General features: G+C 66.9%; 21 protein-coding genes. 7 read left to right on the top strand and 14 right to left on the bottom strand.

Annotation, left to right across the window (positions count from 1 at the left end):
• Window positions 1–20: 20 nt before the first annotated feature.
• Both GEM_RS20395 and GEM_RS20390 read right to left on the bottom strand, forming a co-directional pair.
• Entirely contained in the window at window positions 21–809 is a 789-nt protein-coding gene (locus tag GEM_RS20395) for an SDR family NAD(P)-dependent oxidoreductase (RefSeq protein WP_014899274.1), read from the bottom strand.
• A gap of 63 nt (window positions 810–872) precedes the next feature.
• Window positions 873–1,718 carry an alpha/beta fold hydrolase gene (locus tag GEM_RS20390; RefSeq protein ID WP_014899273.1) on the bottom strand — a complete coding sequence of 282 codons (846 nt, stop codon included), beginning with the start codon at window positions 1,716–1,718 and terminating at the stop codon, window positions 873–875.
• Window positions 1,719–1,856: 138 nt separating this feature from the next.
• Between GEM_RS20390 and GEM_RS20385 the strand changes: the two genes are divergently transcribed.
• The 6 genes from GEM_RS20385 (at window position 1,857) to dmpG (ending at window position 8,619) form a co-directional block, all read left to right on the top strand.
• Entirely contained in the window at window positions 1,857–2,636 is a 780-nt protein-coding gene (locus tag GEM_RS20385; RefSeq protein ID WP_014899272.1) for an SDR family oxidoreductase, read from the top strand.
• A 151-nt stretch (window positions 2,637–2,787) separates the two neighbouring features.
• Entirely contained in the window at window positions 2,788–4,353 is a 1,566-nt protein-coding gene (locus GEM_RS20380) for a DUF1302 domain-containing protein (protein WP_014899271.1), read from the top strand.
• Window positions 4,354–4,394: 41 nt separating this feature from the next.
• On the top strand, window positions 4,395–5,777 hold the full coding sequence (locus GEM_RS20375) for a DUF1329 domain-containing protein (protein WP_014899270.1): 1,383 nt from the start codon (window positions 4,395–4,397) through the stop codon (window positions 5,775–5,777).
• 98 nt (window positions 5,778–5,875) lie between these two features.
• Window positions 5,876–6,658, top strand: coding sequence for a 2-oxopent-4-enoate hydratase (gene dmpE / locus GEM_RS20370; protein WP_014899269.1), 783 nt, complete (start codon window positions 5,876–5,878; stop codon window positions 6,656–6,658).
• Window positions 6,659–6,671: 13 nt separating this feature from the next.
• A complete protein-coding gene (locus tag GEM_RS20365; RefSeq protein WP_014899268.1) occupies window positions 6,672–7,571 on the top strand; it encodes an acetaldehyde dehydrogenase (acetylating) in 900 nt (299 codons plus the stop codon).
• A 16-nt stretch (window positions 7,572–7,587) separates the two neighbouring features.
• On the top strand, window positions 7,588–8,619 hold the full coding sequence (gene dmpG / locus GEM_RS20360; protein WP_014899267.1) for a 4-hydroxy-2-oxovalerate aldolase: 1,032 nt from the start codon (window positions 7,588–7,590) through the stop codon (window positions 8,617–8,619).
• A gap of 99 nt (window positions 8,620–8,718) precedes the next feature.
• Here the strand turns inward: dmpG and GEM_RS20355 are convergent, their stop codons facing one another.
• The 7 genes from GEM_RS20355 to GEM_RS20325 are packed head-to-tail and all read right to left on the bottom strand — an operon-like array spanning window position 8,719 to window position 15,693.
• A complete protein-coding gene (locus tag GEM_RS20355) occupies window positions 8,719–9,525 on the bottom strand; it encodes an SDR family NAD(P)-dependent oxidoreductase (RefSeq protein WP_014899266.1) in 807 nt (268 codons plus the stop codon).
• A gap of 58 nt (window positions 9,526–9,583) precedes the next feature.
• Complete coding sequence (locus GEM_RS20350) at window positions 9,584–11,158, bottom strand: FadD3 family acyl-CoA ligase (RefSeq protein WP_041490769.1); 1,575 nt, start codon at window positions 11,156–11,158, stop codon at window positions 9,584–9,586.
• A 5-nt stretch (window positions 11,159–11,163) separates the two neighbouring features.
• Window positions 11,164–12,270 (bottom strand): alkene reductase, encoded by a 1,107-nt coding sequence (locus GEM_RS20345; RefSeq protein ID WP_014899264.1) that lies wholly within the window; start codon window positions 12,268–12,270, stop codon window positions 11,164–11,166.
• Window positions 12,271–12,289: 19 nt separating this feature from the next.
• Entirely contained in the window at window positions 12,290–12,913 is a 624-nt protein-coding gene (locus GEM_RS20340; protein ID WP_014899263.1) for a nuclear transport factor 2 family protein, read from the bottom strand.
• Window positions 12,910–13,761 (bottom strand): SDR family NAD(P)-dependent oxidoreductase, encoded by an 852-nt coding sequence (locus GEM_RS20335; RefSeq protein WP_014899262.1) that lies wholly within the window; start codon window positions 13,759–13,761, stop codon window positions 12,910–12,912. Before GEM_RS20335 ends, GEM_RS20340 begins: the two co-directional genes overlap by 4 nt.
• A gap of 9 nt (window positions 13,762–13,770) precedes the next feature.
• A complete protein-coding gene (locus GEM_RS20330; RefSeq protein WP_014899261.1) occupies window positions 13,771–14,598 on the bottom strand; it encodes an SDR family NAD(P)-dependent oxidoreductase in 828 nt (275 codons plus the stop codon).
• Window positions 14,599–14,610: 12 nt separating this feature from the next.
• Window positions 14,611–15,693, bottom strand: a complete 1,083-nt coding sequence (locus GEM_RS20325; protein WP_014899260.1) for a Rieske 2Fe-2S domain-containing protein — start codon at window positions 15,691–15,693, stop codon at window positions 14,611–14,613.
• 348 nt (window positions 15,694–16,041) lie between these two features.
• On the opposite strand from GEM_RS20325, the gene GEM_RS20320 reads away from it, so the two are divergent.
• A complete protein-coding gene (locus GEM_RS20320) occupies window positions 16,042–17,202 on the top strand; it encodes a helix-turn-helix transcriptional regulator (protein ID WP_014899259.1) in 1,161 nt (386 codons plus the stop codon).
• A 556-nt stretch (window positions 17,203–17,758) separates the two neighbouring features.
• Here GEM_RS20320 and GEM_RS20310 read toward each other — a convergent pair.
• From GEM_RS20310 to GEM_RS20290, 5 genes are all read right to left on the bottom strand, one after another.
• Window positions 17,759–18,109 (bottom strand): phasin family protein, encoded by a 351-nt coding sequence (locus GEM_RS20310; RefSeq protein ID WP_014899258.1) that lies wholly within the window; start codon window positions 18,107–18,109, stop codon window positions 17,759–17,761.
• Window positions 18,110–18,569: 460 nt separating this feature from the next.
• Window positions 18,570–20,624: a Na/Pi cotransporter family protein gene (locus GEM_RS20305; protein ID WP_014899257.1), complete on the bottom strand. Its 2,055-nt coding sequence runs from the start codon at window positions 20,622–20,624 to the stop codon at window positions 18,570–18,572.
• Window positions 20,625–21,495: 871 nt separating this feature from the next.
• Entirely contained in the window at window positions 21,496–21,759 is a 264-nt protein-coding gene (gene infA, locus GEM_RS20300; protein WP_006483034.1) for a translation initiation factor IF-1, read from the bottom strand.
• Window positions 21,760–22,224: 465 nt separating this feature from the next.
• Window positions 22,225–22,428 carry a cold-shock protein gene (locus GEM_RS20295; protein ID WP_006751843.1) on the bottom strand — a complete coding sequence of 68 codons (204 nt, stop codon included), beginning with the start codon at window positions 22,426–22,428 and terminating at the stop codon, window positions 22,225–22,227.
• Window positions 22,429–22,705: 277 nt separating this feature from the next.
• On the bottom strand, window positions 22,706–23,785 hold the full coding sequence (locus GEM_RS20290) for a Rieske 2Fe-2S domain-containing protein (RefSeq protein WP_014899255.1): 1,080 nt from the start codon (window positions 23,783–23,785) through the stop codon (window positions 22,706–22,708).
• Window positions 23,786–23,787: the final 2 nt, after the last annotated feature.

Below are 23,787 nucleotides of genomic sequence, written 5' to 3'. Positions count from 1 at the left end.
GTTGCGACTGCCGCACCGCGTCAGCGCGCGGTATAGCCGCCGTCGATCACCAGCTCCGCACCCGTCACGTAGCGCCCGGCCGGCGACACGAGATACAGGATGCCGGCCGCGATGTCGCGCGGGCTGCCGATCTTCGCCATCGGCACGTGCGTCTGCAGATAGCCGAAAACATTGTCGGGGTCCTGCCCCATCTGGCGGAACGCGTCCTCGAGCATCGGCGTGCGGATATAGCCGGGATGCACCGAGTTCGCGCGGATGTTCTTCGCCGCGTACAGCATCGCGTCGACCTTCGCCATCATCCGCACCGCGGCCTTCGATGCGTGATACGCCGGCACGTCGGGGCCGCCGACGATGCCGTACATCGACGACAGGTTCACGATCGAGCCGCCACCGGCTGCATCGATATGCGGGATCGCCGCACGCGTGCACAGGAACACGCCGTTCACGTTCACGTCCTGCACGCGCTGCCACTGCGCGAGCGTGAGCTCGTGCGTCGGCACGTTGTGCCCTTCGATACCCGCGTTGTTCACAAGTACGTCGAGACGCCCGAAACGCGCGACGATCTCGCCGAACACGCGCGACACGTCGGCTTCCTGCGTGACGTCGAGCGACCAGAACGAGGCCTGGCCACCCTGCGCGCGGATCTCTTCGACGAGCGTTTCTGCCGGCTGCGACAGCACGTCGAGGATCGCGACGCTCGCGCCGGCCGCGGCCAGCGTGCGTGCCGTTTCCGCGCCGATGCCGCGCGCGCCGCCGGTGATCGCGGCCACCTTGCCGCGCAGGTCGAACAGGTCTTGGATGAGTTTCATGGAGTCTCCGTGTAATCGGGCGGACCGGCCTCGAACGGGCCGGCCATCAAGGGCATCCGGGGGTTATCGTGCGGCGGTCGCGGCAGGCGCGGCCAGGAAATCGAGGCATTCGCGGTTGAAATAGGCCGCGTGTTCCACCATCACCCAGTGGCCGCAGCGGTTCAGCAGCACGAAGCGCGCGTCGCGACAGTGTTCGAGGAATTTCATCGCGCCGCTGACCGGATTGAAGCGATCGTCCGTGCCCCAGAAACCGAGTATCGGGCAGCGCAGGTCGCCGAGCGCACCCGTCAGGTTCGGTACGCTCATCGTCGACAGCACTTCGGTCGGCTGCTCGACGCACACCTTCATCCGCTCGGCGACGAGCGCGTCGGTGACGATCGCGGGGTCGTGCACCAGCAGCGTCAGCAGCTCGCGCATGGTGTCGTCATTCATCTGGCGATTGGTGAACAGCTTCACCATCCGCTGGATCCCTTCCATCCGGAAATAGGTATCGCGATCCTCGACGCCGCCCGGCGCCATCATGATCAGTCCGTCGACTTCAGCGGGGTAATCGAGCGCGTATTTCAGCGCGATCGCGCCGCCGAGCGAGTTGCCGAGCAGCACGGCCGGCCCGATGCCGAGCGCGGACAGCTGCGCGTGCAGCGCGCCGACGAAGAAATCGAGCGTATAGGCGACGTCGGACGGCTTCGACGACTGCCCGTAGCCGGGCAGGTCGACGACGATCGCGCGGTGGCCGGCGGCCGCGAACGCGGGGTAGTTGTGCTTGAAATTGCTGAAACCGCTGGCGCCCGGGCCGCTGCCGTGGATGAACACCACCGGCCGGCCTTTGCCCGCCTCGAAATGATGCAGGCGCAGGCCGCCCGGTACGTCGGTGAAGATGCCGGCCGGCGGCGTCGTGGGGGTCGTCATCGCGGGTTGTCTCCTTCGTCGGTCGATGGATGCTTGCCACGATGATTGCGCCGCCGGCGCCGGCCGGCATCATCCTTTCAGACTACGAAGCCGCGCGCGCTTGTTTCTATCATCGGGCCACCGAAACGGAGGCAGACGATGAACGGATTCGACTACAGCGGCAAGACGGTGCTCGTGACGGGCGGCACCAAGGGCATCGGGCGGCGCATCGCCGAGCGGTTTCTCGCGGCGGGCGCACGCGTGTTCGTGTGCGGGCGCAGCGCGCCCGACACGCCGCCTTCGGCCAGCGGCCGCACGGCCAGCTTCATCGCGGCCGACCTGCGCGACATCGAGCAGGTCGACGCGATGCTCGCGACGATCCGCGATGCGACCGGCGGCCTCGACGTGCTCGTCAACAACGCGGGCGGCTCGCCGTTCGTGCTCGCGGCCGACGCATCGCCGCGCTTCACCGAATCGATCGTGCGGCTGAACCTGATCGCGCCGCTGCAGCTCGCGCAGCGCGTGAACGCGATCATGCAGCCGCAGCCCCACGGTGGCGTGATGCTGTTCATCGCGAGCGTCAGCGCGTCGCGGCCGTCGCCCGGCACGACCGCCTACGGCGCCGCGAAGGCGGGCCTCGTCAACGCGGTCACGTCGCTCGCGGTCGAGTGGGCGCCGCGCGTGCGCGTGTGCGCGATCAGCCCGAGCCTGGTGCAAACGGAATCCGCGACCGAAGGTCATTACGGCGACGACGACGCGCTCGACGCGATCCGCGCGACGATTCCGGCCGGACGGCTCGCGACCCCCGACGACGTCGCATCGGCGTGCCTGTTCCTCGCGTCGCCCGAGGCGTCGTACACGTCCGGCGCGAACCTGCGGCTTGACGGCGGCGGGGAGCGACCCGCGTTCTTGTCGGCAGCACAAACGGACGCGCGATGACGCCCGCAGCGCGAGCGGCGCGACGCGATCGTTTCTAGTCCTAGGGAAGTCATCTAGTTCATTTTGACGATTCCCTGCTAACGCGATCTCCCTACTCTGCCTCTCACGACAACCACAGTCGACCGTCGTCGATACCCCCAGAGGAGACACCATGCATCAACGGATTTCGCGCCGTACCGACAAGCGGGCCACCGCCACGCTGTCGACGCTGGCCGCCGCGCTGCTGACGTGCGCCGTTCCCAACGCGCACGCCGGCAGCACGATCGACCTTGGCGCCGACACGACGCTGGACTACACGTTCACGCTGAGTTACGGCCTCGGCATGCGCACGCGTGCGCCGAGCGGCAATCTGCTGACGCCCGCGAACATCAACGGCGACGACGGCGACCGCAACTTCGCGAAGAACAAGCTGATCGAGAACCAGGTCAGCCTGCTCGGCGAAGTGAACCTGAAGCACGACGACTGGGGCGTATTCGTCCGCGCGAACACGTTCTACGACCAGGCCTATCACCGCCCGAACTACAACGACGCGCCGGGCACCGTGAACCAGTCGGGCCAGTACAACAACTTCACGAGCGACGCGCGCTACTGGTCCGGCGGCCACACGACGCTGCTTGCCGCGTACGCGTACAACACGTTCCATCTCGGCTCGACGAGCCTGAACGTGAAGGTCGGCGACCAGGTGGTCGCGTGGGGCGAAAGCCTGTTCTTCCCGAACATCGCGGGCGCGCAGGGGCCGGCCGATGCGACCAAGTCGTACATGGCGGGCGCCGAGGTGAAGGACATCCTGCTGCCGGTGCCGCAGATCTCGACGCAATGGCAGATCACGCCGAACTTCAGCCTGCTCGGCTACTACCAGTTCTCGTTCCAGCAGAACCGCCTGACCGCGCCCGGCACCTACTGGAGCTATTCCGACGTGACGGGTCCGGGTGCGCAATTCATCATCGGCCCGGGCGGGATGATCATTCCGCGCGGTCCCGACGACAAGCCGAGCGCACGTAACCAGTGGGGTATCGGCGCACGCTTCCGCGTGCTCGGCGACACCGAGCTCGGCCTGTACCACCTGCATTACAACGACATGAACCCGAGCGTCGTCACGACCTTCTTCCCGACGCTCCAGTACCAGCAAACCTATTTCAGCAACATCAAGCTGACCGGCGCGAGCTTCTCGACGCAGATCGGCCCGGTGAACGTCGCGGGTGAAGTGTCGTACCGCCAGGGCGCGGCCGTGCTCGTCAACACGCCGACCGGCCCGCAGTCGACGCGCGCGAACGTGCTGCAGACCAACCTGTCCGGCATCTACTCGATCGGACCGAGCTTCCTCGCGAACTCGCAGTCGCTGATCGGCGAACTCACATACGTGCATGCGGGCAGCATCTCCGAGCTCGACGGCTCGACGACGCTCGCCAACTCGCGCAACGCGCTCGCGATGGAGATCGCGTGGACGCTCAGCTACAAGAACGTGTTCAACGGCTGGGATCTCGACGTGCCGCTCACCTACACACACGACCTGACCGGCACGTCGCCGCTCGCCGGCGCGCTCGGCTCGCTGACGGGCCAGGGCGATCACCGCGTGACGGCCGGCGTGACGTTCACGCGCCTGAGCAACCTGCAGCTGTCGCTCGTCTACGCCAAGTTCCTCGGTTCGCCGAACCCGACCACGCGTCCGCTGGCGGATCGCGACTACGTGCTCGCCACGGCGACCTACCACTTCTGAGCGGCCCGGCCGCTCGTCACTCAGCAAGAAGAGGATTTGTCATGAAACGAACTCGTCTCCCCCTCCTGCGCGCGTCGGTGATGACCGCGTGCGCGCTCGTCGCGACGGCGTCGTTCCCGAAGGTCACGCCGGACGACCTGAAGGCGCTCGACGGCAATCTGACGCCGATGGGCGCGGTACGCGCCGCGAGCAAGGACAACAGCGTGCCCGAGTGGTCGGGCAAGTGGCTCGGCACGCCGCCCGACGTGCAGTACAAGCGCGGCAGCCGCTACCCCGATCCGTTTGCGAGCGACAAGCCCGTCGCGACGATCACCGCCGAGAACATGGCGCAGTACGCGGAGCACCTGACCGACGGCCAGAAGGCGATGTTCAAGCGCTACCCGGCCACGTTCAAGATCAACGTCTATCCGAGCCATCGCGACTTCCGCTACGCGGACTCCGTCTACAAGGACATCCGCGCGTATGCGCCCGATTCGACGATGACGTCCGACGCGAACGGGCTGACCAACGCGCCGCCGCAGGTGCCCTACCCGATTCCGAAGACGGCCGCCGAACTGCTGTGGAACCAGCGCTTCTCGTCGGCGATCGGCACCGAGCAGGCGACCTACGACCAGGCGGTCGTGTATTCCGACGGCAACATCGCGTGGGGCAAGGTGCGCTACGACATCTACTCGCCGCGCAACGTCGGCAAGTACGACGTGAAGAGCGACCTGAACAACCGCACGTTCTATCGCAACGCGACCGAGCTGCCGCTGTCCGACCGAGGCTCGCTGATCGTCGGCTTCACGAACTGGGACAAGGCCGGCGCGGACAACTCGTCGCGCACGTGGATGTACAACCCCGGCACGCGGCGCGTGCGCCAGGCGCCGGAATACGGCTATGACCAGCCGCAGGGCCCGGGCGGCTTCCGCACCGTCGACGACGATCGCCTGTACAACGGCCCCGGCGACCGCTACGACTGGAAGATCGTCGGCAAGCGGGAAGTCTACGTGCCGTACGACAACTACAAGGCGATGGACAGTTCGGTCAAGTATGCGGAACTGCTGACCAAGGGCCACGAGAACCCGTCGTACATCCGCTACGAGTTGCATCGCGTATGGGTGCTGCAGGCGACGCTGAAGAACGGCTACCGCCACCAGTACGCGAAGCGCGTGCTGTACATCGACGAGGATTCGTGGATGACGCTGCTCGCCGACAACTACGACGCACGCGGCCAGCTGTGGCGCACCAACGTCGCGACGACGCTGTACGCGTATGACGCGAAGACGTTCTACCCGGGCGTCGTGTTCTTCCACGACCTGATCTCCGGCGCATACATGGCCGACCGCCTGACCAACGAAGGGCCGATGCCGAAGCTCGACAGCAGCCCGCAGTTCAGCGAGGCGTACTTCTCGCCGGACGCGATCCGCAGTTCGGGCAACTGACCGAGCGGCGCGGCACGCCCGCGACCCACGCGCCGGAGCCTGGCTCCGGCGCACGACGCCGCCCGAGACGGCGGCCTGTTTCATTCGAGGGCCCTACCATGTCCAACCGCTTGCATGCGACGCTCGGCGACGAGCTGTATGCCGCATGGCACTCCCGCGCGCCGGTCGCGCCGCTGTCGGGGCGGCCACGCCGGCTGTCCCTCGACGATGCGTACCGCATCCAGCAACGCTTCATCGAACGCCGCGTCGAACGCGGCGAATCGGTCGTCGGCAAGAAGATCGGCGTGACGAGCCAGGCCGTGCAGGACATGCTGAACGTGCGCCAGCCCGATTTCGGCATCCTGCTGTCCGGCATGCACTACGCGGCCGGCGAAGCGATCGCCACCGATGCGCTGATCGCGCCGCGCGCCGAGGGCGAGATCGCGTTCATCCTGTCACGCGACCTGCGCGGCCCCGGCATCGACCGCACCGACGTGATCGCCGCGACGGCCGCCGTCGCACCCTGCTTCGAGATCGTCGATTCGCGCATCCGCGACTGGGCGATCCGCATCGAGGACACCGTCGCCGACAACGCGTCGTGCGGCGTGTACGTGCTCGGCGACGCGCGCGTCGATCCGCGCACGCTCGACCTCGCCGCGTGCGAGATGACGATCGAGAAAAACGGCGAGCCCGTCGCGCAAGGCCGCGGCGACGCGGCGCTCGGCCATCCCGCCGACGCGGTCGCGTGGCTCGCGAACACCCTCGCCGAATACGACGTGCCGCTGCTCGCCGGCGAAATCGTGCTGTCCGGCTCGCTCGCGAAACTGATTCCGGTCACGGCCGGCGACGCGCTGTCGATGCACATCGCCGGCATCGGCGGTTGCGACGTCCGCTTTATCTAAAGGAACGAACCTGATGAAGAAAATCAAATGCGCACTGATCGGGCCCGGCAACATCGGCACCGACCTGCTGTACAAGCTGCGCCGCTCGACGGTGCTCGAACCGGTGTGGATGGTGGGCGTCGACCCGGCTTCCGACGGCCTCGCGCGGGCCCGCGAATTCGGCCTGAAGACCACCGACCAGGGCGTCGACGGGCTGCTGCCGCACGTCGCCGCCGACGACATCCGCATCGCGTTCGATGCGACCTCCGCCTACGTGCACCGCGACAACTCCGACAAGCTCACCGCGCTCGGCGTGAAGATGATCGACCTGACGCCCGCCGCGATCGGGCCGTACTGCGTGCCGCCCGTCAACCTCGATGCGCATCTCGACAGTGCGCAGATGAACGTGAACATGGTGACCTGCGGCGGCCAGGCGACGATCCCGATGGTGTACGCCGTGTCGCGCGTGCAGCCGGTCGCGTACGGCGAGATCGTCGCGACCGTGTCGTCGCGCTCGGTTGGCCCCGGCACGCGCAAGAACATCGACGAATTCACGCGCACGACGTCCGGCGCGATCGAAGCGGTGGGCGGCGCACGCAAGGGCAAGGCGATCATCGTGATCAATCCGGCCGAACCGCCGCTGATCATGCGCGACACGATCCACTGCCTGACCGACGGCCCGCCGGACGTCGATGCGATCACGGCGTCGGTGCATGCGATGGTCAAGGAAGTGCAGCGCTACGTGCCCGGCTACACGCTGAAGAACGGCCCGGTGTTCGACGGCAACCGCGTGACGGTGTTCATGGAAGTCGAGGGGCTCGGCGACTACCTGCCGAAATACGCGGGCAACCTCGACATCATGACCGCCGCCGCGGCCGCCACGGCCGAGCGTTTCGCCGAACAGATGCTGGCCGCGACGGCCGCCACCGCTTGAGTCGAGGAGTCACACGATGTCACTTGCAGGCAAGAAGATTACCGTCCACGACATGTCGTTGCGCGACGGGATGCACCCGAAACGTCACCAGATCACGCTCGACCAGATGCGCAACATCGCACGTGGGCTGGATGCGGCCGGCGTGCCGCTGATCGAGGTCACGCACGGCGACGGACTCGGCGGCGCGTCGGTCAACTACGGCTTTCCCGCGCACACCGACGAGGCGTACCTGAGCGCCGTGATCCCTGAGCTGAAGCAGGCAAAGGTGTCGGCGCTGCTGCTGCCCGGCATCGGCACCGTCGAGCACCTGCGCATGGCGCACGAACTCGGCGTCGGCACGATCCGCGTCGCGACGCACTGTACCGAAGCGGACGTGTCGGAGCAGCACATCGGCCTCGCGCGCACGCTCGGGCTCGATACGGTCGGCTTCCTGATGATGGCGCACATGTCGTCGCCCGAGCAACTCGTCGTGCAGGCGAAGCTGATGGAGTCGTACGGCGCGAACTGCATCTACATCACCGATTCGGCCGGCCACATGCTGCCCGACGACGTGACTGCGCGAATCGGCCAGGTGCGCGCCGCGCTGAAGCCGGAGACGGAACTCGGCTTCCACGGCCACCACAACCTCGCGATGGGCGTCGCGAACTCGGTCGCGGCGGTCGCCGCCGGCGCGAACCGGATCGACGCGGCCGCGGCCGGCCTCGGTGCGGGCGCGGGCAATACGCCGATGGAAGTGTTCGTCGCGGTGTGCGACCGGATGGGGATCGACACCGGCGTCGACGTATTCGCGATTGCCGACGTCGCGGAGGATCTCGTCGTGCCGATCATGGACGCGCCGATCCGCCTCGACCGCGATGCGCTGACGCTCGGCTATGCGGGCGTCTACTCGTCGTTCCTGCTGTTCGCGAAGCGTGCGGAAGCGAAGTACGGGATTCCCGCGCGCGACATCCTCGTCGAACTGGGCCGGCAGCGGCTCGTCGGCGGCCAGGAGGACATGATCGAGGATGCGGCGCTGACGATGGCGCGGGCTCGGGCGGTGGCGGCCTGATCGGATGACCTCGACGGCCGATCAGGCCGTCGCATGAAAAAACGCGGAGCCTCAGCTCCGCGTTTTGCATTCCTGGCGCGACCGAACGCGGCGCCGCGCTCAGAACCGCTGCGACGGAATATTGCCGCCATCCACCACCAGCTCGGCGCCCGTCACGTAGCTCGCTTCGTCGGACATCAGGAACCGGGCCACCCGGCCGATCTCCGCCGGATCGCCGAGCCGGCCCAGCATGATGCGCCGCTCGAACGTGCCGGCGGGCAACGCATCGACCACCGGCTGAATCATGGGCGTGAGGATCTGGCCGGGCGAGATCGCGTTCACGCGGACGCCGTCATTGCCGAGGCTGTCCGCGAGCGAGCGGACCAGCGCGAGCACCCCGCCCTTCGACGCCGTGTAGGCCGGAATCAACCCGTTGCCGAGCGTCGCGTTGATCGACGCGATCGCGACGACCGCCGAGCCGCGCTGTGCGCGCAGGTCCGGCAGCACCGCCTGCACGAGCAGCGCCAGCGCACGCAGGTTCACGTCGAGCACGGCGTCCCAGCGCGCTTCGGTCAACGCGTCGATGCCGCTCTGGTCGACCACGCCCGCCGCGTGCACGAGGCCGCCGAGCGGCGGCAACGCGGCGCGCGTCGCGGCCAGCGCGTCGTTCATCTGGCCACCGTCGCGCAGGTCGACGCCGACACCGAAGGTCGGCACGCCGTAGCGCTCGGCGAGCTGGCCCGCCACGTCGCGCGCCTTGTCCGCCTGGATGTCCCAGATCGCGACCGGGCGGCCGACCGCCGCGAGCGCTTCCGCGCACGCGTGGCCGATGCCCGATGCGCCGCCCGTCACGATGACGCCGGTCGAAGGTGCATCGAATGCGATGCGCGATACGTCGCCGTGCGTGGAAGAGGTTTGAGTCGTCATGGGTTGTCTCCTGTGTTGAGTGTTTTATGTCGATGGTTCTGTCGTCGATGGTCGCACGTCACGCCGAATCCCGCGCCGACAATTCGCGCAACGCCTGCTTCAATACCTTGCCCGACGCGTTGAGCGGCAGCGCGTCGACGAACGCGATGCCGCGCGGCACCTTGTAGTTCGCCATCCGCGTGCGGCACCACCCGGCGAGCGTCGCGGCGTCGAGCGACGCGCCCGCCCGCGGCACGACGAACGCGTGGCCGGCTTCACCGAGCCGTGCATCCGGCACGCCGATCACCGCGACCTGCGCGACCTGCGGGTGCGCAGCGATCATGTTCTCGATTTCCGCCGGATAGCAATTGAATCCGCCGACGATATACATGTCCTTCAGGCGATCGGTGATGCGCAGGTAGCCGCGTTCGTCGAGCACGCCGACGTCGCCGGTATGCAGCCAGCCGTGCGCGTCGATCGCATCGCGGGTCGCCGCGTCGTCGTCGAGGTAGCCCTGCATCACGTTGAAGCCGCGGATCAGGATCTCGCCGGGCATCCCGACCGGCACGTCGGCCCCCGCCGCGTCGATGCAGCGCAGTTCGATCCCTGGCAGCGGATGGCCGCAGGTCGTCGCGGCGACACGCTCGTCGTCGCCCGCACGGCACACCGTCGCGAGCCCGCAGCATTCGGTCAGCCCGTATGCGGTCAGCACCGACCGAAAGCCGAGCCGGTCGCGCATCCGCGCGATCAGGTCGGGCGCGACGTTCGCCGCGCCGGTGACCGCCACGCGCAACGACGACCGGTCGAAGCGGTCGAGCGCGGGGTGCGCGAGCAGGCTCAGGTAGAGCGTCGGCGAACCGGGCAGGAAGCTCACGCGTTCGTCCGCGATGCGGCGCAGCACCGCATCGGCATCGAAGGTCGCCTGCGGCAGGATCGTCGCGCCGCGTATCAGCGCGGCGAGCCAGCCGGCCTTGTAGCCGAACGCGTGAAAGAACGGGTTGATGATCAGGTAGCGGTCGCCGGCCTGCAATCCGACCAGCGTCGACCACTGGTCGAACGCGGCCAGGTTCTGCCCGTGTGCGGTGACGACGCCCTTCGGCCGGCCCGTCGTGCCCGACGTGAACAGCACGTCCGACGGCGTGTGCGGCCCGATGGCCGCGATCCGCGCGTCGAGCACCGCTTCGGGGATCGTCTCGGCGCGTGCGACGAACGCGTCCCAGCCCGCCGCGCCGGCCTGCGGATCGCGCAGCACGACCGTGTGCCGTAGCGACGGCAGCGCGTGCCCGGCGAGCATGTCAGGATAGCGGACGCCGAGAAACGCGCCGATCGAGAACAGCACGCGCGCGCGGCTGCGGTTGAGGATGTCTGCGGCTTCGTCGCCCTTGAGCCGCGTGTTCAGCGGCACCAGCGCAGCGCCCGCGAAATGGACACCGAGCGCGGCGACGATCCACTCGTGCAGGTTCGGCGCCCAGATCGCGACGCGCTCGCCCGGCTGCACGTCGAGTGCGATCAGCGCGCGTGCGGCGCGCCGTGCCGCGTCGTAAAGCGTCGCGTAGTCGATCGAAAGCCCGTCGTCGACGATGGCCGGGCACGCCGCGTAACGCCGCGCGGATTCGGTCAGCATCGCGGGAATCGTCGACGGCACTGCGAGCATTGAGGTCACGGGGCACTCCGTTGCATGGAAGGACCGCCCCCGTCGAGCGCAGCGAGCGGCGGATAGTCGGTAAAGCCGTGCGCACCGGGCGTATACAACGTGGTGCGGTCGAACGCGGCGAGCGCGGCGCCGTGCCGCAAGCGCGCGACGAGGTCCGGGTTCGCGATGAAATGCCTGGCGAACGACACGGCGTCCGCGTGGCCGGCTGCGAGCAGGTCGGCCGCGCTGCGCGCGTCGAATCCGTCGTTCGCGATCAGCGCGCCGCGAAAATGATGGCGGGCGAGCGCGAACGCATCGAGCTGCCGGTCCGGCGAGCGGCTCACGTGCAGATACGCGAGCCCGAGCGGCGCCACCGCATCGAGCAGCGTGCCGTACGTCAGCGCGGGATCGTCGTCGTGCATGTCGTTGTACGGATTGCCCGGACAGATCCGCAGCCCGACGCGCTGCGCGCCGATCGCGCCAACCATCGCTTCGAGCGCTTCGATCGTGAAGCGGGCTCGCCGCGCGGGCGTGCCGCCGTAGTCGTCGGTGCGGCAGTTCGAGCCGGCGAGCAGGAACTGCATCGGCAAATAGCCGCTGCTCGCGTGCAGCTCGACGCCGTCGAAGCCGGCAGCGCGCGCGTTGACGGCCGCCTGCCGGAAGCCGTCGATCACGGCGGGGATCTCCGCGCGGCCAAGCGCGCGCGGTACCTCCATCGGCACCGGGCCGTGCCCGTCCGCATGGATCGTGCCGTGCGCACGAAGCGCGGACGGCGCGACGGTGTCGGCATCCGGCGCCTTGTTGAAGCGCGATGCGACGCGCCCGACGTGCATCAGTTGCAGCATGATGCGGCCGTGCGCGCGGTGCACGGCGTCGGTCACGCGCCGCCACGCGTCGATCTGGTGTTGCGTCGCGATGCCGGGCGTGCGGCAGTAGCCCTTGCCGTCAGCGTGCGGGTACGTGCCTTCCGCGACGATCAACCCGGCGCCCGCACGCTGCGCGTAGTACGCGACATGCAGGTCGCCGGGCGCGTCGTGCTGGTCCGCGCGGCTGCGCGTCATCGGCGCCATCACGATGCGGTTCGGCATCGCAAGCGCACCGATCCGCGCGGGCTCGAAAAGCGGTGTGGTCATGGTCGGGCCTCCGTGCCGGTCAGCGCGTGCGAATCTTCGGGAACGCCGAACCGCGCCGCATCGTCGCGAGAAACGCACCGAGCGGCGCCGGCGCCGCGACGTCGGGCAGCCCGTCGGGCTTGTCGTTCCAGAACGCCTGCCACGACGGCCACAGCGCATGCCATGAACCGTCGTACGGCTCGCGGCCCGGCCAGCGCATCTTGCGTTCACCGATCGGCGGCCGGTTCAGGTCCGACGCGTACAGGTAGCACGGGTAGCGCCGCCGAAAATACCAGCGCCCGCCGATCCGCTCGTAGTCATCCCAGTAGAGCATCTGCATCGCGACCCACTCGGGGCCCGTCTCGTGCTCGTTCTTCGAATAGACGACGCCGCTCGCGTGGTCAGCATCCGAGAACTCGATGATGTGGCCGCCGATGTGATGCGACGTGACGGTGAACTGGTGGCGCAGGGTATCGTCGATCCAGCGTTTCAGGTGCGCGCGGCCGACCTGTTCCTTGCTGACCACAACGTCCTCGGGAAAGAGGTTCGTCCACGCGTCGAGATCGCGCATGTCGAGCGCGAGCGCATATTGCGCGGGCAGCATCCGGATCGCCTCGATCGATTCGAGCCGGTCGATCCGCGCGAGCAGGGTCGTATCGTTCATCGCGTGTGCGCTCCGGCAGGATCGGCTTGCGGTTCGGGTCGCGCGCGCCGTTCGGCGGACGTGTCCGACACGTAGTCGGTGGCGCCGACATCGAGGCGGCAGGTCTTGCCGCCGTCGACAACGAGGCTTTGCCCGGTGATGTACGACGCTTCGTCGGACGCGAGAAACAGGATCGCGTCGGCGACCTCGCGCGGCTCGCCGATGCGCCGCAGCGGCACCGCGCGCGCGGTGCCTTCGCGCGTCGCGTCGTCCTGCAGCGCCTCGCGCGTGCCCTCGCTCCACACCACGCCGGGGATGACCACGTTCACGCGGATGCCGTCGGCCGCGCCCTCAAGCGCGACCGCGCGGCTGAAATTGAGCACGCCCGCTTTCGCCGCGCCATACGCGGACAACCCGGGGCTGCCGAGCAGCCCCACGACCGAGCCGAGGTTGACGATCGCGCCGCCGCCCTGCCGCTTCATCGCGCGCATCGCCGCGCGCGTGCCGAAGAACGCGACGTCCAGCGTGCCGCGCAGGCAGCGGTGCCAGTCTTCCGTGCTTACCTGGTCGATGAGGCCCCACGTGTAGTTCACCGCGTTGTTGACCATCACGTCGAGGCGGCCGAAGCGCTCGAGCGTCGCGTCGACCGCGCGGCCGACCGACGCTTCGTCGGTCACGTCGGCCTGGATCCATCCGGCCTCGCCGCCCGCCGCGACGATCTCGCGCGCCACCTGCTCGAGCGGCTCGCGGCGCCGGCCGCACAGCATCACGCGCGCGCCTTGCGCCGCAAAGCGCTGCGCTGTCGCCGCGCCGATCCCGGTGCCCGCGCCGCTGATCAGCGCGGTCTTGTGCTGCAAACGTCCTGTCATGGTGGTCTCCTAGATCATGTGCATACCGCCGCTGACCGACAGCGTCTGCCCGGTCATCTGCCGGGCGTCGTCGGACGCGAGGTAAAGGACCGAGCGTGCGATGTCGTCCGGTTCGGCCATGCTGCCGAGCGGAATCGCGCGTTCAAGTTCGCGCGCCCACGCGTCGGGAATCGACTGCATCATCGGCGTACGGGTCGGGCCCGGGCAGATCGCGTTCACGCGAATGCCGCGCGGGCCGAGATCGCGCGCGAGACAGCGCGTCAGCCCGAGGATCGCGGCCTTCGACGCGCAATAGGCCGGCGGCCCGTCGCCGGACAGCGCCGACACGCTCGCGATGTTGACGATCGAGCCGCGCACGCCCGCGGCGATCATCAGCCGCACGGCAGCACGCGAGCAGAAAAACGTCCCGTTCAGGTTGATGTCGACGATGCGACGCCAGCCCGCGTCGGTGAGATCGACGATCGTGTCGGAAAACACCGTCGGCGCAGCGCCGTTCGCCAGCTGCTGCGCGCGCTGCGCGATGCGCTGCTGGGCAAGTTCGAAGCCGTCGCCCGGCACCTGCCCCGCGCCCGCGTTGTTGACCAGCACGTCGAGCCGCCCGTAGCGCTGGCCGATCGCGTCGAACAGCGCGCCGACCGCGTCGCTGTCGGCCACGTCGCACGCATGGGCGAGGCCCGTGCCGGCGGCCTGCGCGAGATGCAGCGTCTCGTCGGCGCGCGCGCCGTCGAGATCGGCGGCCACCACCGTCGCGCCGCGCGCGGCGAACAAGCACGCAGTCGCTCGCCCCATTCCGGATCCTGCGCCCGTGACGAGCACCACCTTGTCGTTGAATGACATCGTCGTGCTCCGTCAGATCGTATGCAGGCGGCTGGCCGCGAGCGGCGGCACGTCGTTCAGCGTGCGCCACGCGCCGTCCTGCCATTCGAAGACCTTCTTGCGGTCGAGATCGGCGGGCAACTTCGCGATGTCCGTATAAAACTGCCGGTACCAGTCGCGCAACTGGTAGATCGGGCCGTCGCCTTCGCACAGCACGGGAAAATCGATCCGCGTCTTGTTGTGCCAGATCTCGACGTCCTGGAAGAACGACCGGTGCGCCTGCTCGACATATGCGTTCGCGATCGCGCGGTTAGCGTCGTCGGACAGCGCCGGATCCTTGCAGATCATCACGCCGTAGCGCAGCTCGAAGCTGTGCTGGTCGATCGGCACGTGGCAGTTGAGCAGGATGCTGTCGACCGCGCGCCCTTCGACGTCGGCCGTCATCCGCGTGATGTGATACGCGGGGCCGAAATACGCGCTGTCCGCGACGAGCCCGTTGCCGAGCAGCTCGCTCTGGCCACCGCGAAACATCTGGTAGCCGGTGTGGCCGACGAAGGTGTTGCAGAAGTAGTTCGCCGGCGAGCCGTGGACCGGGCCGAAATGGGCGACGTCCGCGAGGTTGTCGACGAGCTCCCGGCAGTTCGTCCGGATCGTCATCTTGCGGACCGCCCACGCGGTCCACTCGCCGGAGAAGCACGCATCGATGCGCGGAATCGCGACGCGCGCCGGCGGCTCGCCGCCTTCGTGGTCATGCCAGACGAACAGCAGCGCGTTCTGCTCGCATGCGTGCCACGACCGGATCCGCGCCTTGTGCGGCACGCGGGTCGCATACGGGACCTGCTCGCAGGCGCCGTCGCCGCCCCAGCGCCAGTGATGGAACGGACAGACGAGCGCGTTGCCGCGCACCTCGCCTTTCGACAGGTCGGCGCCCATGTGCGGGCACCACGCGTCGAGGATCCGGATGGCGCCGTCGTCGCCGGCGAAGGCGACGAGCTGGGTGCCGAAGATGTCGAGCCGGTGCGGCTTGCCGTCCCGATAGTCGGCTGCGAGCCCGAGGCAATGCCAGCCGCGCGCATACCGGTCGCCCGCCGCCTGGGCGGCGTGTTGCAGTTCCATGTGTCCCCTCCGTGATCGAGTCGTGTGCGGACCCATTGTCGGAACCGGGTCGGGGCCGGACATACTCCGGATGGACGAGATCGCCGCCCGCGCGCGAAACGGGCGCGAGTTCTTGCACGGAACGGGGGTAAACAACCCCGGTTTGGACTAGAAATGGCGCCGCGCCACGCCGATCGCGCGGCGGCGGCCGAAGCCCGCGACACGCGAGACAACCCGGCCAAACCGGTCGTTCGGCGAAGCTAGTGGCACGCCCGCATTCCCGTTCCCGCTCGCGTACGGCAATCTCGCGATATCGCCCGGCGCCCTCGAAGGTGGCGACGACGCAACGACAGGACAGGAGACACCGCAGTGCCCACGACCGCCCCCCCGCCCGAGCACGCCGGCTCCGACCTCGCCGCGGCGACGCCCGACGAACTGAGCGACCTGATCGGCCTGGTCTACGAAGGCGTGACGTCCGCCGTACCCTGGCACGGGCTGCTCGACGCACTCCGGGTCCGGCTCGCGGCCAACTACGCGACGCTCGTGCTGCGGCCGCCCGCCGATGCGATGAAGGGGTTCATCGTCACGTCGAGCCTCGTCGATACGTCGGTCGGCACCGGCGCGTACCTGCAGCGTTTCCACACGCTCGACGCGTTCGTCAACCTGCCGCGCGACACGGTGACGACCGTGCACGAAATGCTCGGCGAACGCGGCTGGCTCGACAGCGAGAAATACCGGAACTTCGACCGTATGTACGACGTGCTGCACGTGATGGGCGCGGATATCCACGTGGACGCCGACAACGAGTGCCGGTTGCGCATCTGCCGGCCGCACGGCGCACCGCCGTTCGACGCGAACGACAAGCGGCTGTGCCGGTTCCTGCTGCCGCACCTGAAGCGCGCGGCGAGCCTGCGCGCGAGCCTCGAAGTGACGGCGAACGAGCGCCACCTGTATGCGGAGACGGTCAGCCAGTTGCGGATCGGCGCGATCCTGCTCGACGAGCAGGCACGCGTGATGAAGACCAACGACGACGCGGCGCAGGTCCTCGCCGAACGCGACGGGCTGTTCATCGTCGACGGCAGGCTGGCCTGCGACGGCGCCACGAACCAGCGCATGCTGCACGCGCTGATCCGCGACGCGCTGGCGCGGCAGCCCGGCGCCACGCGCGGGATGACGCTGACGCGCCGCGCCGGACGCGCACGGCTGGGCCTGCTGGTGCGGCCGCTGCCGATCGACGAGCAATCGGGCCGCAAGCGTCGCGCGGCCGCCGTCGTGCTGGTGCGCGATCCCGACTGCCGGCCGCAGATCTCAGGCGAGACGCTGCAGGCGATGTTCAACCTGACCCGCAGCGAGGCGTCGCTGGTGCTGCACCTGACGCAAGGGCTGTCGCTGCAGGACGCCGCGGACACGATGGCCATTCGCCACAACACCGCCCGCTCGCATTTGCGCGCGGTGTTCTCGAAGATGGGCGTGACCCGGCAGACCGAACTGATCCAGGCGATCGAGCATTGCGTGATTCCGCTGCAGTGACGCGGCGCGGCGACTCGATGCGCTCCTGCGGTGCTGCGGCTGACCGGCGGGCTGCTCGCGGACCTCCACAGCCGGCGCTGCATCTTCATGACAGGCGACGGTCGACGCTCTTCGAGTCGACGGATGGCGATCGATCATCACGCTGCCCCGCCTGCTTGCATCGCTGGCTCAGGCCTTGCCGAACTACCCGCTCGGGTTAGCGTACGCGCGAGACCGCTTTCAGGACAGCATGCCCCTCGGCCGTTACCTGGATCGGTCCATAGTCTGTCGACAACGGATCGAAGGCGACCAGTCGACGCTCCAATAACGTGAATAGCTCCGCCCGGTCAGAACCAAGCTGGTCGGGGGCAGACCACGCCATCATCAGCGTCGTAATTTCGTGTGGACTCAGCATCGTGAGCGTAGGGTCCTCGCATCGAAACAATCGGGTTATGGATGCATGCGCCGACGCATGGCGATCTCGAATCGTTGACACGCGTGCTCGACCGCAGCCTAAGACACCGTCAGCATGCTCGTCGCAGCCTTCTTGCGGGCCGGTGGATGCCTCGCAAGACGTCTAGAAACGCGGCATGCTGCGGGCGTGATATTCGTACTGCGATCCGACGATCTTCAGCCATTCGGCGTGGATGCCCGATGCAATGGCGGCAAGTTGACCACCATACGTCAATGCTCGCTCGGCACGCGACTGGAGGTGCTTCGTCTGTTGCGCGATCGCTTGTTCCGGGGACTTCCACGACAGTGCTTCCGTCAAATACGACCTGCTATCGTCAAGCGCCTGCCGGGCCACCTGCAGGTTGAGTTGAATCACTTGCTCGCAGCCTTCGAATGCCTGACTCGTGAGTGCAAGCATGGCGGCTGTGTTGGCTTTGCTCAACGCAACCAGTTGCTCCGGCGTGAAACCGATCATTCGTGCGCTCCCTTGTATGGTTCGGCGCCTGCCATGAATTTGCCTGCCTGGAAAACTCGAAGACAAGGACCCGTCTGGCATCCAGACTATCTTCCGCGCGAACACAATGCTTAATTGGAGCAACGATTCTATCGTGCCAGTATTGAATCGGGTTCACCACTCCGTAGGTAGATGCCCTAGCTCGAAAACGTTACCAGTCGCGTCGATTGATGCGGACGTTCGAAACGAGCTGAAGATCGGATCCTCCGACACGCGTCATCCAGTCAAGCCGCTCGGCGTCGGCAGGTCACCGGCAGCGGGCGTCAGTCGCGCGGACTTCAGCGAGTGGCGCCTCGTTGGCGTTGGCGATGTGAATCGAGCGGTACGCACGCCGCGAATGAACGTTTGCCAACAATGCAGTGCCCTGGAGTCGTTCGCTCAATTGATCGGGTTGCGATCTGCAGGCCAGGCCCTCGCGTTGTCACCGCCCCTTGATCAAAAGCACGATAACCAGGATCGCGACCAGCGCAGCGAGCCACTTCAGGCCGGCAAACACGTTGTCGAGCCTTTCCGTCAGCGCCACGACTGGATTCCTGTCGTCCGCGCGCTGCGGCACCTGCGCTGACTGGCCATCTCCCGGCAGGCTGAATTTCGGGAGATCGATGGCGAGATAAACGACATATCCGCTGGCAGTGGCCGGAGTCTCCAATGTGTTGCCATCCTCGCCAGGCCTCAGGAACACGCGGAATCCATCAGTTGGCGCAGCACCAGACGGGATCGGCGTGTAGACGTCCCGCAGGCACAGCCCGGCCTTGACAGCGGTAACCCGTCCCGCCTCAACGCCGTCGGCAAGTGCCTGCATGCTGCTCGCCGGCACGTCACACCATGCCCACCACTGAGCCGGTTCCTGCATCTCGGCATCGGACTCGTTGTAGCCGAGTCTTGCCGTGCCAAGCGGATCGTCTGAATGGGCGATGCCGAGTTCGTCCTGCAATTCGCGAAGGCCTCGCCGTTCAGTCGCGCCGATCTCGCGAGCCGCGAAGGTGATGTGTACCGTGCGCGTGTGGTTCTGCCCTTCGCCAATGATCGACAAACAGCAGTCGTCCAGGCTCGCCGTCCCCTGGACATAGGTCGAAAGCGTCGAATGCGTTGCCCCGCCGGCTGGCTCCAGTCGCCTGACGACCTGGATGTCCTGCAGCGTAAGCCACAGCGACTTCGCCGGGTAGTACGTCTGCACATTGCCATCGGCACCAAGGTGCTCGAGCGTATGGCTGGCGCACTCCCTGATTTCGATGCGATGTCGCGCGTCCTCCTGGAGCCGCTCAATGCCTTCAGGTCGGCGCGGTCCATCGTAGCCGGCAAGTTGTCCGGCATCGGGCCGTGCCAGGGATGTCCGGGGCGCAATCCTGACGTTGTCCAGAACGTCGTCGCAGGTACGGACTGCCTTGACCAACGCTGCGGCACGGGCTTGTGAGCGTATCCCGTATCGACTGTCGGCGCCGGGAAGCACGTCATGGGCCGCCATGCCGGCAATGATCTCGGGTACCTGTTCCGCGAGCGGGTCAATGTACTGCGATCGGGACGCGTCCGAGACTTTCACGAGCGAAGGAAGCAGCCGGGTCAACAGGTCTGCGTACGGGATCAGCAGCGGCAGGAACAGGCCGGCCAGCGACAGGTTGAACAGTGTATGAAAATCGGCCACCACCCGCCCATTGTCCGGTTCGATCCTGACCATGACGCGGCCGATCGGCGTCAGTGCTGCAAGTGCAATCACCACGCCTACCGACAGGATGAGCAGCGTGCCAACCGGCATGCGCCTGGAGGCCGGATCGTGTGTTGCCGTTCCCTCCAGCACCGGGCGGATGGCCGCGCCCAGGTTCGCACCGAGCACCAGTGCGAAAGCTGTATCGGGGGGAACGACGTTTTGCGCGCAGAGCGACATGATCAGGAGAACGATCGCGACGTTCGAATCGGCGGCCCAGGTCAGGCCAGCCGCCAGCAAGACGTCGATCAGCGGTACCGTGGATACGTCGCTCAGCAACATCCGAAGACTCGGTGCGTCCTCGTAGTCCGTCATCAACTCCTGCAGATGGTGCAGTGCGAGCAGCAGCAAGCCCAGACCAATGAGCATGCGCCCCAACTCATGTGCGCATGTGTTCGATACCTTGCGGAACATCAGCATGCCAACGAGTATCAGGGCGGGCGACACGGTATCGACTTCGAACGAAAGCACCTGCACGATCAACGTCGTACCCACGTTCGCGCCGAGCATGACTGCCAACGCTGGGACAAGGCCGACGCGCCCCTGCGCGGTGAGTTCGCTCGTCATGACCGCGGTCGTCGCACTACTCTGCAGCACCGCTGTGACGCCCATGCCGCCGAAGAAGGCAGGAAGTCGTCCGTAAAGTACCCGTTCCAGCAGCGATCGCAGGCCAGCGCCGAATGCGCGCTGCATGCCGGTCTGAAGCATCTGCGTCCCGAGCAGCACCAGCGCAATCGAGCCAGCGAGATCGATCAGCGTGAACGTGAATGTCATGTCTCCGGGTCCCCGACGCCGACCGGTTGTTCTTGCAACGTTCCCCGAATTGCAGTTCGTTCACGCCCTGGTCAGTCAGCAAGGAAAGGCGAACGCGAATGTGTGTTGTCACGACGGAGAAACGCATGATCGAACCGTAGATCAGGCGACGGGACCTTTCCCCGAAGACTCCGCGCGCCACGTTACGGTCACCCACGGCGGTTTCCATGAAATCACGCGCCTGCAGGCACATTCCCCATTGCAAGCGGCGTGCCACCAATGCGGGTTGGGTGCGCATGGCGGCTTGGTACCGGAAATACAGAGATGGCCACGTTGGGCGAATCAATGTGTTTCAGCATTGATACAGGCCTGCCTCTCTCATGCAGCGACCTACGTTGATTGCCGCTACCACGCGTGCCCAGCGACCGTGCGATGGCGTCACCGTCACGAGCCGATCGAGCCCGCCGCTGTTCTGACGCGTCGGCTCGTTTCGAAATTGAAACGCGCGGTGCGACACGTGGACGAGTACAACTGGAACGGGTAGAGAGCGCTCTCTGGGTCGGCAGTCTTCAGCGGTGGCTCGCGAACGTCGGTTCGGTAAGCCAGAACGATGGAAAGGCCGATCGGGAAGAGGCTGATTTGACTGGGTATGGTTTGCGAGGCGGGTCGTTCGGCCTTCTCGCGGCTAGCTGGACCTGCCCGGTCAAGTGCACGGGTACCGGGGGACACCACCGTAGCAAACTTGGGGGGAATAACGCTCCGGGGTCGCCACGGTGCGTGAGGCCGGTGGCGACCGGCGAACGACGCGAACCGCGCCGTCCAGCCGGTGTGCCCGGCCGCATGGCCGGGCGGGTGTCGATCGGAGCAGCGTTGCGCGCCCGATCGTTGCCGCTTAACGGCGCGGTTGCCCGCTGCGCGGCGGACGCGGCGAGTTCGCGTCCTTGTGACGGAAGTTGATGCGACCCTTCGTCAGGTCGTACACCGACAGTTCCAGCGTCACACGGTCACCCGCGAGAATGCGGATGTGGTTCTTGCGCATGCGGCCCGACGCATACGCGCCGACCACGACGCCGTTTTCCAGCGTGACACGATATTTGCTGTCCGGCAGCACTTCGTCGACGATTCCGTCCAGTTCCAGCAGTTCTTCTTTTGCCAAACCAATTCCTCCAGACAAGGTGAATGACCGCGGCCGCGGCGAACTCACCGGCGCCGTGTCCCGCAACGGGGTCGGCGGCCGGCAGGATGCCGGGTATCAATTCGTTCAGACGGGCGACAGGCCTGTCTTGCAATCGGAGCCCGGCGCGTTGCGGCGTTCGGGCGGTCAGTGGCGGCGGCGCGATGAGCACCGCGCATAGATCGGGACCGCGCCGCGTATGGCATGGCGACGGTCTACTCGGGTTGCAGCACGAGCCGCTGGCGATGCGGCGAGCGCGTCGCGAGGGCGTTGAATCGCACGTCGTACAGACCTGCGATGGATGAGGGAAGCACACGACCGATGCATCGTGAATACCGCGATGCATCGGTCGTGTGCGTCGAATCGCGCAGGACACAGGCCAGGGCCTGTGCCCGCGCGACATCCGTCCGGCATCGGCCGCCGATTGGCGACCGATGCCGATGCGGCTTACTGCGGCGTGATGTTCGACGCTTGCAGACCCTTCGGGCCACGCTTCACTTCGTAGCTGACCTTCTGGCCTTCGGCCAGGGTCTTGAAACCCGTGCCACGGATTTCAGAGAAATGGGCGAACAGATCGTCGCCGCCGTTGTCCGGGGAGATGAAACCAAAGCCCTTGGTTTCGTTGAACCACTTGACGGTACCGGTATCCACAAATACTTCCTTAATACGAATGAATGAACTTGCGCCCATGACGGGCACAGAAAGAATCAAAGAGGGAGAGACCAACGACTGCCGCACACCGTGCGGCCAATGATGAGCAATCGAGCTTCTTGAAGACTTCGGTCTAGGACACTACGCTGTCCCGGCCGACTCGTCAAGTCCTTTCGGTGCGACGGTCGCGCATGGTATCGCGCGACGCCTTGCCTGGCGGGCGTTAGCGGCAATCAGGGGGCGTAACGTTGCGCCCCCTTTTTTTGCCCCGCCGCCGTTATTGCGGCTCGAACACGTGATGCAGCGCCGGCGGCGTCTCGCCGTCGCGGATCTTCATCTCGAACGCCTTGCGCGCGATGCTCGACGGCCGCACGTCGGCCGCGTCCAGGTAGAACTGCGAATACCAGTCGCGCATCTGGTACAGCGGCCCGTCGCCCTCGCACAGCAGCGGGTTGTCGATCCGGGTCTTGCTGTGCCAGATGTCGACATCCTCGTAGAACGCGCGCTGCGCCTCCTTCACGTACGCGTTCGCGATCTCCAGGTTCTGCTCGTCGCTGAGTCCTGCCACCTTCTTCACGATCACGCCATAGCGCAGCTCGAAGCTGTTCATGTCGATCGGCACGTGGCAGTTCAGCAGCACCGAATGGATCGGCTGCCCGTTGCTCTGGCCCGTCATCTGCGTGATGTGCACGGCCGGCCCGAAATACGTCGACAGCGCGGTCAGGCTGTCGCCGCCGAGCTTCTCGCTACGGCCGACCATCAGCTGCGTCGCCTTGTGGTCCTCGAACAGGTTCGCGAAATAGTCGATCGGCGCGTGGTGTACGGTCGCGAAGTGCGCGACATCCGAGATGTTGTCGACCAGTTCGCGGCAGTTGGCCTGGATCACCATCTTGTCGACGACCCAGTCCGACCATTCGTCCGAGAAGCACACGTCGAGGCGCGGAATCGCGACTTCCGGCGGCGGCGCATTGCCTTCCGGGTCGTTCCACACGAACAGCAGGTTGTTCTCCTCGCAGGTCGGCCATGCGCCGATCCGCGCCTTCGGCGGAATCCGCTTGCAGTACGGGATCGACGCGCACTGCCCTTCACCGTTCCACGCCCAGCCGTGGAACGGGCATACCAGGTTGTCGCCTTCGACCGTGCCGAGGCTCAGGTCGGCGCCCATGTGCGGGCAGTACGCGTCGACGACGTTGATCCTGCCGGTCGAATCGGCGAACGCGGCGAGCTTGCGGCCGAAGATGTTCAGCGTGTGCGGCTTGCCGTCCTGGTAGTCGCGGGCGAGCCCGAGGCAGTGCCAGCCGCGCGCATAGCGCTGCGCGAGCGGCTGGGCTTCGATCTTGTAAGGGCGTGCGGACATGT

Source organism: Burkholderia cepacia GG4, assembly GCF_000292915.1.
GTDB classification, from domain to species: Bacteria; Pseudomonadota; Gammaproteobacteria; order Burkholderiales; family Burkholderiaceae; genus Burkholderia; species Burkholderia cepacia_D.
The sequence above is the reverse complement of the archived record's forward strand: the minus strand, read 5'-3'. Positions and strand labels throughout refer to the sequence as shown.